This window comes from Mesorhizobium sp. WSM4814, assembly GCF_055811595.1.
This window is the reverse complement of sequence record NZ_JBVVQT010000026.1, coordinates 71,285-82,439: the sequence shown is the minus strand read 5'-3', so window position 1 is coordinate 82,439 and position 11,155 is coordinate 71,285. Positions and strand designations below refer to the sequence as shown.

The window sequence follows — 11,155 nt, the reverse complement described above, 5'->3', positions numbered from 1 at the left end:
TCAAAGCAGCGGGGACTAACCCCAAGCCCCCACCCCGGTCCCCGCTGCTCATTTACCGTCACGGAACCCCGAAGGTCTAGCCGACCCAGAGCGCCATCTTCAGCGACCTTCGGCCGTGCCCCCTCCTGGTCCTCCTCGACGCTGCCTGAGGAGATCACCGACGCAAAGGGGCAACCCCTCAGGCACCCGCTCGTCGACCACAAACGCCCTCCGCCCAAGCCTGACGATCCACTTCGGCCGCTCCGTCAAGGCGACCGCATTACCTGCCTGGGCGATCCGATGTTGACCGCAGCGGCATACCACAGCCGTTACCTGAAGCTCGCAGTCATCCCAGTGCTCGACGACTATGCCAACGCCTTCCGCATCGCCCTGTGCGCAACCTCCAGCCCTCTCAGGCCCGCCGTAACGCTTCCTACGTCGCCCAGCGCGTGACCCTCTCCCAAGCATCCGTGCCTAAGCCTCGCCTCTACCAAACACATGAGCATCCCCTAAATTATCCTCATGGCTCTCCATTGGTTTCACCCCCCGGTCAACATCGAGACAGACCGACCTGGGCTCACTTATGGCTGCAACAATGTGGAGGGTGCCGCCGCGGAACTCATGAAATGGACCAAGCGGGGACCCAAATGGAAGAAGGCAATCAAAGCCTGCATGGCCTGCCTTGAAGGCGAGGGCACACCTGACGACGTAAGGAAGGCCTTAGAGGCCGCTGCCAAGGAGGAGGGATTGCTGCGCTCCTCTGGTTAGGTCTCCATTTGCGTTATTTGTTCTATCTCGTCTCACGTTGGTCGCTACAGTGCGTTTGATGGGGCGGCCCGGCAGCCCCTGCTTGGGGGCGCAACGGCCGCCGGGCCTGGCCGGCTGGCAGGTCGGGGGGGCGGTCGCCGGCTGGGGCGAATAATAGACCATCAATGCGTCATTGCTAATTTAGCAAAATGGGCACGTTCGTTCCCCTAGCCATCCAATCAGATGAGCCTGGAATCAATTCAGTGCCTAAACGAGTGAGTTGCCGGCGGCCGGCTAGAGTTCATTTTCCTTCGATGATGCCATGCCGCCCATCCTTCTGAGCAGGAAGTGGACTAGCCACCTCTTCACTCCATGTCCGGCACGTCGCCACCCACAAAGAGCGTCGTCGGCTCGCCGTATTCGCCCAGCGACGGATTAGCATCGCGCGACCACGCAATGACCCCCGCATGTTTCCCGGCCAAGCCCTTCGCGGTCCTTATTGCCCGGTCCTCAGTCTGCTGCTCGGCTGGCCCAAAGACAGGCTGAAGCTCGCCGCTCTCGTCGCGGTCGAAGGCAGTGACCACGATGAGCTTAGGGGTCTTCTGCTGGGGGAGGATGTTCTCAGACACGTTGGTTGCCTTTCCGCTGGGCGGGGAGTTGGGCAGCAGGTTCACTGGGATAAATCGCAGTGGCACCGATCAAAGGCACCATCGACAGTTCCCGCATTGGAGCTTTCTGTTCGCCCTTTAGGTCTGCGATTTCCTCGTCACGTCTTGCTATTCGGCTTTCCAGATTGGCGATACGTTCGGTCAGCAAGTAGCGGCCGACTAGGAAGCCTCCACCTCCAAAGAGAACGGCAAACGTCGCAAAGACGGCCGGGTTCGCCAGCACCAGTTCCGAGTTGGCGTCTAAAAAGGTGATAAAATCCTGCATGACCGTGGTTGTCACCCCAACACAACCGGCGTGTCGTCGTAGCTGACAGTTGCCACCCCAGGATGCCGGTAGACCATGGCGAGTATCTTCGTCTCAAGCTCACAGTTGTAGGCCATGAGCGCCTTCACCGTCTCAAGCGGGCTGTCATAGCGGGCGATCAGCTTCATCGCTTCGGAGTGCAGTTCCGCCTTGGTCTCAGGGTCCAGATGCATAATGCCCATTTGGTGCCTCCCACTGCGTAGTCCGACGCGGTGCCGGCACAGTGAACAAAATAGGAACAAATCTGTCAAGGGTGAATTGACCAGAGGAGGAATGCGTTCCTATTTTGGATCATGCCTGACAACGGTGGAAGACGTAAGCGCGGTAGCGAATGGAAACTCAGCAATGCCCACGAGGTCGGGCAGCTTGTGCGCGTCCAATGCGGGCTCTGCAACGTCAAGCGCTGGTATCGGCCGGAGGACCTGAGGGAAATCTTCGGGGACATTGAGGCGGAACTGGTTGGGAGCAAGATGAGCTGTGAACGCTGCGGAAAGCATGAGTTCATGCACGTAGAGACGCAAAACCCAACGGCGCGAGAACGGCAGGGCATTCGCGTCAGGCGGCTTGCCGAAATCAGGATCATACGGCGGATCGTCTGGAAGGATGAGAACTGACGACGCTCTAGGAGTGGCCGCTCCGCGAGCTTGGGGCTAGCCCGACCCCGCATGTTCCCAAGTGAAATGGCTTGGAAACTTGGACTCTGCTATAGCTTCGGGACTCAGAACATGCACTGAGTAAAGGCATTCTTCTTAGAACAACGATTGCGGAGGTGCGCGGATGTCAACAAAGCAGTTCATTGCACTTCTCAACTCGCACGTGGCCGGCGATGAAGACCAATTCATGTCAATTGCCCTGCAGGTGGCTGCGCAAGAGGCCCGTAGTGGCAACTCAGTCGACGCCGAGAAACTGAAGCGACTCGTTCAACGCATGCGCGAGCGGGAAACTAACCCGCCTAAGGGGCAATCGGTAATTCCCCTCGCACGTCCCCGCGGAGAGCTTCAAGAGGTTGTTCAAAGCTTCTATCCGAAGACAAGCCTTGATAGCATGGTGCTGGCCGATGGCGTTCGATCTCGGCTTAATCGTGTGGTGCGGCAGCAGTCGGAACGCGCGCTGTTGCGCAACCATGGGCAGGTGCCCGCAACTCATCTCCTGCTGGTTGGCCCGCCTGGCACCGGAAAAACGATGACGGCTTCTGCCCTTGCTGGCGAACTCCGCCTTCCGCTCTTCACAGTACGGCTTGATGCCCTCTTCAGTCGCTTCTTCGGCGAGACAGCCGGCAAGCTTCGTCTCCTTTTCGACCAAGTTGCGAAGACGCGGGCGGTGTACCTGCTTGATGAATTTGACGCGATGGGCTCAAGTCGGGGTGATACCAATGATGTGGGTGAAATCCGACGAGTGCTCAATTCGGTCTTGACCTTCATGGAAGAGCCGAACGCGACAGACAGCCTCGTTGTGGCGGCAACCAATCACCCGGAGATCCTCGACAAGGCGCTGGCAAGGCGGTTCGATGAGATCGTCGAATACGACGTGCCCGATCACCAAGCGGCCCGCGCTATTCTAGCCCGTCGGCTTGGACGCCTGAAGATGACGGCAAAGGCTTGGGCAGAAGTAGCAAGCGCGACTGAAGGCCTGAGCCAAGGCGAGTTGGTCCGTGCGGCTGACACCGTCGTCAAGGACGCGATTTTGGGAGGAGCAGAGACACTTTCGGTGTTGGCTCTTCGAGCGGCACTCGATGACCGTGCTGCATTTAAGGGGCGACTGAACGCCCGTCGCTGATAGTTCTTGGGGAGGGGCGGTCTGAATGGCTGGAGAGGGTGATCAATTTTCAGCGCACGAATTGGCGCACATACGAATTGAGGCTTTCCGTGCGCCTGCACAATACGAGTTCCCCAATCGCCCCCAAGATCGTAAGCCGCGCCGGGATGACTACCACGCTCATGCGCTATCCCTCATTCAGCACCTTACTGCCGCGCTTGGCGCTATACCCGCTCCCGGTCAGGATGCACGATTGGCCATCGTCGGGCAGAGGCGGGGCGCGATTGTCGAACTCGATACGATGGTTCCCTCCAGCGAACGTAGTGGGCCAAGCAAAACACCCGCGCTAGACTACCCAGGTCAAGACATTGTGGTGCTTCGCTCCACACGACAGGATGACAGGACCGAACGGGCTGTCCTGTTTGTCCCGGATGATGCGCGCGACTTTCTTCTCGGCCGCATAAGCGCCTATGGCGCTGAGAACTTGGGGAACAAGAAACGCCCTGATGTCGCGAAGTTTGAGCCCATCGAAGTTATACGGCCTGCCGAAGCACGAACGCTGTTTGGCGGTGAAGTCGATCTCAACGCGCCAGAGTCGGCCTGGTGGGAGTTGTGGGTAAGAGAGCCCTCGACAGCGAAGCCGGGCCCTCGCACCAATGCCGTAATTAATGCGGCTCAAAATGCCGGCCTTGAGGTTCACAACGAAAGGCTGAAATTCCCTGACTCCGAGGTCGTGTTCGTTCACGCCTCGTCAGCGACTATGGCTGCGTTTCTTTCGCGCATTCCCGGTGCTGTTTGGGAGGTGCGTAAGGCCGACGGGAGCATTGAGCCATTCCTAGAACTCGATAGCGATGGCTTTGGGCAGCATGATTGGGTCAAGGAGCTTGTTGGCCGCGTTCAGGTCCCCCCTGACGATGCTCCGGCCGTTTGCGTCATCGACACAGGCGTCGCTGCTGCTCATCCGCTCATCGCCCCGGGCGTTGCCGGAGCGTGGACTATCGACGACCAATGGGGCACGGACGACCATCACCCACATGGGGGTCATGGAACGCCGATGGCCGGAATGGTTCTCTATGGAGACCTCATTTGGCGAATGAATGACCATCAGGCTGTAATCCTCAGCCACAATGTCGAGTCGGTGAAATTTCTGCCGCCGAACGGCTTCCCGGCGAACCGCCCCTCGGCCTATGGCATCGTAACTCAATCGGCAGTTTCCACCGCAGAAATCCAACGCCCGAATGTTCAGCGGAGCTTCTGCATCGCCTCGTCAACGCACCTCTTCGCCCCCGACTCGCCGTCATCGTGGAGTGGTTCGCTGGATCAAATCAGTGCGGGGTCAATGCCCGGCGAGCGCGATGAAGACTTTGCTGCCAAGGATCATCCGAAACGATTCATCCTGGTGGCAGGCGGCAACGTGATCGGTGGGCCCCGGGCCCAAGTGGAGCAACATCACACCATCGAAGACCCGGCGCAGAGCTGGAATGCGCTGACGATAGGAGGGTTCACAACAAAGAGCGAATTGGCGGCGAATCTAACGCCGCTCGCAGCAGCGAACGACAAGAGCCCGTTTAGTACCGGCTCTCAACTTCTTGTTGGGGAACTCACTCCGATCAAGCCTGAGGTACTCTTCGAGGCCGGCAACATGATGGTCGACGAAGCGGATGACTGCGACTGGCATCCAGCGGTGTCCCTTCTTGGAACGGGTTCTAACGTGGAGGGCGAACCATTGGTGCCCTTCTGGGCGACGAGCGCAGCCACCGCGATGGCTGGAAACTTTGTAGGGCAGCTAAAGGCGGCAGTGCCTGGATTGTGGCCCGAGAGTTATCGCGCTTTAGTCGTGCAATCCGCTGAGTGGCCCTCTCCAATCCGCAAAAGGCTGATCGGCAAGGGAGCGCACTGGAAAGGCACCAGCAAAGGGGCCAAGCATCTCATACTCCGCGATGTGGGGTTCGGCGTTCCAAACATTGGGCGAGCGGTAGCTTCGGCCCGCAACGACGTCACTCTGCTCGCTCAAGCAGAGATTCAGCCCTTCGCCCTCGCACAGGGTGTCGCTGTGTTCAACGAGATGCATTTTTATGAATTGCCGTGGCCGAGGACAGCGTTGCAGGCGCTTGAGAACGTCATCGTTATCATGAAGGTCACGCTTTCCTATTTCACCGAGCCGAATCTCTCGGGGAGGGCAGCAACGCGCCCGGAAACGTATCGTTCGTTCGGGTTGCGCTTCGAGTTGAAGAAACGACTAGAGACGGATGATGAGTTCCGAAGCCGCCTTGCCCGACCAGAGATAGAAGCAGGTGATGAACCAGAAGCGGCGGTGATTGAAGCCGGCAAGCAACCAAGCGAACCGAGCCGCTGGCTCCTAGGACCGAAGGCTGTACAGGCGGGTTCTCTTCACTGTGACTTGTGGCGGGGTTACGCAGTCGATCTCGCTGCCCATGATCACATTGCAATCTATCCGGTCGGCGGCTGGTGGAAGTCTCACTTGGGGCAGAAGCGGGCAAACGACAGGGCCCGATACTCCCTTGCGGTATCCATAACCGCCGAAGGGAATGAGGTTGACCTATATTCGGAGATTTCCGCCGAAGTGGAAGCACACCTCGAAGCCAGTCAAGTCGTCGTCGCAACAGGGGGATAACATGATCTCTGTTGCGCCAGGCTCTCCTACGCCATATCCACTGGCTTTTGGCAATCGGACATCGACACAGAACGCGACCAACATATCTTCGCGGACCGTTTTTCTTCAATTATGCTACCTGCTATGCAAGCGCCTTCTCGAGCGCCCGTCTGGCCACCTCAAGCCGCGCCTCGTCGCCACCATAGTCCTCTCCAACGCTGCCCGAGGAGTGACCCAGAACAATGTCTTGGTCCGACTTAGTGACGCCGGCCAGTCGCAGCCGGTCTTTCATCAGGTGGCGAAGGGAATGGGTGGTGGCCTTAGGGTCAGATACGCAGGTGCGGACATGCTTGCCGAGGGCGGCTGAGGCTGACGCGGGACCACGGGGTCGACCATAGGCAGGGAACAGCATTGAGGCTTTGCCGGCGGCCTTGACGGCTTCCTTTGCAGCCTCCAAAGCGGCACCTAACAGCGGGACGTTGCGCCGCGATACTCTATTCTTAATGCGCCGGTCGTCATGCCACTCGACCGTGATATGCGGAACGGTGTGGTCAAGATGCACGTCTGCGACACGAAGGCCCGAGACCTCAGCAAGGCGGCACCCAGTTCCATTTAGAATTGTCCAGATGTGTTGAAGGTCCGTCTTGGCGTGGTAGGCAATGCGGGCGGTTATCGCGGCGACCTCGTCCAGCGTGAAGGGGCGGCGCTTGTCCTTATCCGGCTCGGCCTTATCCTTCGGTGCGGCTTCCAAGTTCATGAAGGGGTTGATCACGCCAGCGAGGTCAAATTCCCTTATGGCGTGGTTGATCATCGCGCGGACCACGTTCAGATAGCGGTCCACAGAAGACGCTTTGCGACCGTCGAGCATGTGGTCGCGGACTTCCTTGGCGTCCTCGCGCTTGATGCTTGCCAGCTTGCGGTCTTTGCCGAGCGCTTCCTTGACGAGCTTGAAAACCCGCTCAAGCTCCATCTGCTTCGTCTCGTCGTCCCCAACGCGCTCCTTAAGATAGAGCCGCTTGGCGTCTTCTAGGGTCGGGGCTGGGGTACCCGATGGGTTCAGCATCAGCGCGCGCGCCAATGCGGTGTCTGCCTCGGTCGGGAGGAAATCGGGGAGGGGGAGGTCGTCGTCGTCGTACTCGACACTGTCGAAATTGGGAACGTACTTGCGGGCAAGCTTCTCGATGGCCTTCAATCTAGCCTGCCAGTCCGTGTCATACTCGATTTCGTCGAGAGACGGGGAGTCGCGGTCTTGGCGGAAGCCCAGCTTGCGGGCTGCGGCTATGCCGTCGCGGAAATGTCCCCACTCTGTCGGCGCAGGGCCATTGGCTCGCTTGACCGCCTCGGACAAGAGTTTCTCGGCCTCGGCGTGAACCCTCGGGTACTTCTTGAGGGCTTCCTGTTCGGTGGCCCCAAGCGGCACGAGGTGTTCTCGCTTGCCCAGAATGGTCCGAAGTTCCTCAGGTATTTTGCGCCTGTAGCGCCAGCCAGCCTTGCCGCGTTTCTGTATGTGCTTCACGTCAATCTTCATGCTCAGGGTACCCCGCAGTGTATCTCGCGGTGTATCTCTGGGGAAGCGGGAACCCTTGCAACCCTTGGGTTTCAAGACATTTCTGGTGATAGTGGCTCCCCGGGCCGGATTCGAACCAGCGACCAACCGGTTAACAGCCGGTTGCTCTACCACTGAGCTACCGGGGAACAGAGGCTCTCATGTGAGTGGCGCAGCCTATAGCAAACCCGTTTCGGCTTTGCAAAGAAGCATTTCGTATTTTTCGCCGCTTTTTCGCGCCACGATTTCTGGCAATCATGTGCGTGCGTCCTCATATGAGCCGTCTGGCGGGGTGCGCGGAACCGAAAAGGCGGTTGCGGCTTTCGTCAGCTGAAGCTTTTACTTTGCCCGAACGGACCACTGACCAGACATGAGCGCAGCAAGCCACAACCACCCACCGGCACGAAAAATATCGGTCTTCGGCCGTGAGTTCACCATGCCGCGCTCGCGCGGCCTCAGGATTGCAATCGGCGTCGTGCTGATCTTCGGCGGCATTCTCGGCTTTCTGCCGATCCTGGGCTTCTGGATGGTGCCGATCGGATTGCTGGTGCTCTCCTACGAGTTTGCCGTGGTGCGTCGCCACCGGCGCCGGCTCGTCGTGTGGTGGGAACGGCGGCGGCGGCCGAACTGACGGCTGTACCGACTTCGCCAGCCGGCAAGCCCTGCGAAGGCGTTCTTTCCGGGTCGACTCAGCTGGCTAAATGACCGGACTGGCTGAGAGCCTTGTTTGGAAATTCTGCTCCGACGGCCAGATGATGGCGGTTCTGCGCTTACCTACGGCGCCGCGCGCCAATTGGAGGCGCAGCGCTCTGACGTCCGCTGCGCTCCGGTTCTCGGAGCATGCGTGTCGTTGGCTCGGCGCGTGGCATCATGGCCGAGGGGAAACCGTCCGGGAATGCACCATGGCCGCTTGACGGCATTTTCGCCGCAACCTATTGGAACCGGGTGGAACGCCGGGAGCAATGAGGCCTCGTGGCGGAGTGGTTACGCAGAGGACTGCAAATCCTTGCACCCCGGTTCGATTCCGGGCGAGGCCTCCAGTTGCCCAAGCTCCCGCGCACCAGCGCCAGGGGGCTTGAGTTCCAGTCGACATGAGCCGCGATCTTGGCGCGGCAAGCGGATCGATCTTGGGCGGATTGATCTTGAACAGGTTGGTCTTGGGCGGATTGGTTGGAACATGAGCGCTGATTTTGCCGAACGTCGGGTAAAAATGGTCGACGGCCAGGTCCGCACCACCGACGTAACCAGCGCGCCGCTGCTCGAAGCGATGCTTGTCGTGCCGCGCGAGGCCTTTGTCGCTCCCGATCAGCGCGATCTGGCCTATATCGACGAGGACATCCGCATTGCCAATACCGCGGACGGCCCGCGCTATCTCATGGAGCCTTCGCCGCTGGCCAAGCTGATGCAACTGGCCGAGATTGGCCCTGGCGATTCGGCGCTCGATGTCGGCTGCGGCACCGGCTATGCGGCGGCGATCCTGTCGCGGCTGGCAAAGTCCATCGTTGCGCTGGAAAGCGATCCGGCATTGGCCGAGACCGCGATGTCGACGCTTTCGGCGCTGGGCTGCGACAATGTCAGCGTGGTCAAGGGACCGCTGCCGGAAGGCCATGCCGCGGGAGCGCTCTACGATGTCATTTTCATCGGCGGCAGCGTCGAGAAAGTGCCGGAACCGCTGCTCGACCAGCTTGCGGAAGGCGGTCGGCTCGTCGCCGTCGAAGGGCAGGGGAATTCGGGCGTGGCCCGATTGTTCCTGAAAACAGGGGGGGTCGTAACCGGAAGAGGCGCCTTTAATGCGGCAATTAAGCCACTACCGGGATTCGATCGTATTCGTGCGTTCGAGTTCTGAGTGATTTTGGCTTGCAGCAAAGCCGTTGTCATGTTCGCTTGCGCTTGAACAATTGTTGCTGATCCGCACAACCGGGGTGTTCTTTTGGGGGCAGACAGCAGGGAACCTGAAACACACGGCGCCGGCTGCTCGAATGGGAGAAGCCGGCGCGGTGTGGTTCCCATGCAAAACGAATGAGGGAATAACGTGCCGTCTTTACGAAAGAGTCTTTTTGCCGCCGTCCTCTTCTCGGCGACCGCGCTTTCTCCGCTAGGCGCCTCGGCGGAAACCATTCTCGGTGCACTTTCAAAAGCCTATCAGAACAATTCCCAGCTCAATTCGGCCCGCGCCGGCGTCCGCGTCACCGATGAGGGCGTTGCCATCGCCAAGTCCGGCTGGCGCCCGACCATCACCGGTTCCGCGAACATCGACTTCTCCAGAAGCCATTTCGACCCCCGTAGCGGGCCGGGTCGAGACCTTTCGTTAACCACCGGCAACTTCGGCGTCCAGATCGACCAGACCCTGTTCGACGGCTTCCAGACCAGGAACAACGTCGCCGCCGCCGAAGCGCAGGTCCGCGCCTCGTTCGAGAGCCTGCGCAACACCGAAGAGAATATTCTGTTCAATGCGGCAAGCGCCTATATGGACGTGATTCGCGACCGCCAAGTGGCGGTGCTGACGGAGCAAAACCTGCAGTTCCTGACCGAGCAGGCGCGCGCCGCGCGTTCGCGCTTCGAGGTCGGCGAAGGCACGCGCACCGACGTTGCGCAGGCCGATGCCGAGCGCTCCTCCGCTGTGGCGGAACTGGCGGCCGCCCGCGCGCAGGCGCTGGCGAGCGCTGCGACCTATCGCCAGATCGTCGGCGACGAGCCAGGCAGGCTCAGGGCCGCTTCGCCGCTGGCGAAGCTGTTGCCGTCGAACCTCGATGCGGCTATCGCGATTGCATCCATCGAGCACCCGGCCATCCTCGCCACCCAGCACCTGGTCGACGCGGCGGCGTTTTCGGTGAAATCGGCCGAAGGCGCGCTGCTGCCGCAGCTTTCGGCTTCCGCCGGCGTTTCCAGCGCCTATCGCAGAACGGCTCCGGGCTCCGCCGATACGGGGCAGGACGGCACAACCAATTCGGCCAGCATCGGCGCCACCTTGACCATACCGATCTATTCGGGCGGGCGGACGTCGGCGATAGTACGTCAGAACAAGGAATCGCTCAGCCAGGCCCGGATCGAGGTCGATGTCAGCCGCGACACCGTGCGGCAGGCCGTGACCTCGGCGTGGACGCAATATACCGCCGCTCAGCAAACCGTGGTGGCCAACAGGCAGGTGATTGCCGCCGCGCAGCTTGCCCTGAGCGGCGTCATCGAGGAGCGCAACGTCGGCCAGCGCACCACGCTCGACGTTCTCAACGCGCAGGCCACGCTCATCACCGCCAAGATCAATCAGGCCAGCGCCGAACGCGATTTGGTGGTGGCGAGCTATGCCATCCTGTCGGCTATCGGTCATCTTTCGGTCGAGCGTCTCGCCCTTCAGGTGGTGAAATACAGGCCCGAAGAGCATTACAATGCGGTCAAGGACAAGTGGTTCGGCCTGCGCACGCCAGACGGCCGCTGATCCCCTCACCAGTTTCAACTTCCGTCCAGTTTCAAGCTATTTAGAGCCCGCGCGTCCAAAAGGTCGCGCGGGCTCTAATCTGTTGAAATCCAACATGCCCTCAGATTGG

Annotated in this window: 11 protein-coding genes and 2 tRNA genes; 8 read left to right on the top strand and 5 right to left on the bottom strand. The window is 60.1% G+C overall.

Annotated elements, in window-relative coordinates; all coding sequences use genetic code 11:
- Positions 1-501 precede the first annotated feature (501 nt).
- Positions 502-747, top strand: a complete 246-nt coding sequence (locus tag AC0L2V_RS27970) for a DUF982 domain-containing protein (protein WP_473521762.1) — start codon at positions 502-504, stop codon at positions 745-747.
- Positions 748-1,091: 344 nt separating this feature from the next.
- Here AC0L2V_RS27970 and AC0L2V_RS27965 read toward each other — a convergent pair whose 3' ends face one another.
- Genes AC0L2V_RS27965 through AC0L2V_RS27955 form a run of 3 tightly spaced genes read right to left on the bottom strand, consistent with a single transcriptional unit; the run spans position 1,092 to position 1,880 of the window.
- Entirely contained in the window at positions 1,092-1,355 is a 264-nt protein-coding gene (locus AC0L2V_RS27965; protein ID WP_473521761.1) for a hypothetical protein, read from the bottom strand.
- Complete coding sequence (locus AC0L2V_RS27960) at positions 1,348-1,659, bottom strand: hypothetical protein (protein WP_473521760.1); 312 nt, start codon at positions 1,657-1,659, stop codon at positions 1,348-1,350. The genes AC0L2V_RS27965 and AC0L2V_RS27960 overlap by 8 nt, the downstream gene beginning before the upstream one ends.
- Positions 1,660-1,670: 11 nt before the next feature.
- Entirely contained in the window at positions 1,671-1,880 is a 210-nt protein-coding gene (locus tag AC0L2V_RS27955; RefSeq protein ID WP_473521759.1) for a hypothetical protein, read from the bottom strand.
- Positions 1,881-1,991: 111 nt separating this feature from the next.
- Between AC0L2V_RS27955 and AC0L2V_RS27950 the strand changes: the two genes are divergently transcribed.
- The 3 genes from AC0L2V_RS27950 to AC0L2V_RS27940 all read left to right on the top strand — a co-directional run bounded on the left by AC0L2V_RS27950 (position 1,992) and on the right by AC0L2V_RS27940 (position 6,088).
- Positions 1,992-2,312 carry a hypothetical protein gene (locus tag AC0L2V_RS27950; protein WP_473521758.1) on the top strand — a complete coding sequence of 107 codons (321 nt, stop codon included), beginning with the start codon at positions 1,992-1,994 and terminating at the stop codon, positions 2,310-2,312.
- A 163-nt stretch (positions 2,313-2,475) separates the two neighbouring features.
- Entirely contained in the window at positions 2,476-3,474 is a 999-nt protein-coding gene (locus AC0L2V_RS27945) for an AAA family ATPase (RefSeq protein ID WP_473521757.1), read from the top strand.
- Positions 3,475-3,499: 25 nt separating this feature from the next.
- Positions 3,500-6,088 (top strand): S8 family peptidase, encoded by a 2,589-nt coding sequence (locus tag AC0L2V_RS27940; RefSeq protein WP_473521756.1) that lies wholly within the window; start codon positions 3,500-3,502, stop codon positions 6,086-6,088.
- Positions 6,089-6,209: 121 nt separating this feature from the next.
- On the opposite strand, the gene AC0L2V_RS27935 is transcribed toward AC0L2V_RS27940, so the two are convergent.
- Together AC0L2V_RS27935 and AC0L2V_RS27930 are read right to left on the bottom strand one after the other, a co-directional pair.
- Positions 6,210-7,595, bottom strand: coding sequence for a tyrosine-type recombinase/integrase (locus AC0L2V_RS27935; protein WP_473521755.1), 1,386 nt, complete (start codon positions 7,593-7,595; stop codon positions 6,210-6,212).
- Positions 7,596-7,687: 92 nt separating this feature from the next.
- Positions 7,688-7,762: transfer RNA gene (locus tag AC0L2V_RS27930), tRNA-Asn, on the bottom strand.
- A gap of 221 nt (positions 7,763-7,983) precedes the next feature.
- On the opposite strand from AC0L2V_RS27930, the gene AC0L2V_RS27925 reads away from it, so the two are divergent.
- The 4 genes from AC0L2V_RS27925 (at position 7,984) to AC0L2V_RS27910 (ending at position 11,046) form a co-directional block, all read left to right on the top strand.
- Positions 7,984-8,244, top strand: coding sequence for a hypothetical protein (locus tag AC0L2V_RS27925; protein WP_023802589.1), 261 nt, complete (start codon positions 7,984-7,986; stop codon positions 8,242-8,244).
- 335 nt (positions 8,245-8,579) lie between these two features.
- A tRNA-Cys gene (locus AC0L2V_RS27920) sits at positions 8,580-8,653 on the top strand.
- Positions 8,654-8,790: 137 nt separating this feature from the next.
- The gene (locus AC0L2V_RS27915; protein WP_473521754.1) at positions 8,791-9,459 is read left to right on the top strand and encodes a protein-L-isoaspartate O-methyltransferase family protein; all 669 of its coding nucleotides are present in this window, start codon (positions 8,791-8,793) and stop codon (positions 9,457-9,459) included.
- Between the two features lie 186 nt (positions 9,460-9,645).
- The gene (locus AC0L2V_RS27910; protein WP_473512652.1) at positions 9,646-11,046 is read left to right on the top strand and encodes a TolC family outer membrane protein; all 1,401 of its coding nucleotides are present in this window, start codon (positions 9,646-9,648) and stop codon (positions 11,044-11,046) included.
- The last annotated feature ends 109 nt before the right edge of the window (positions 11,047-11,155 follow it).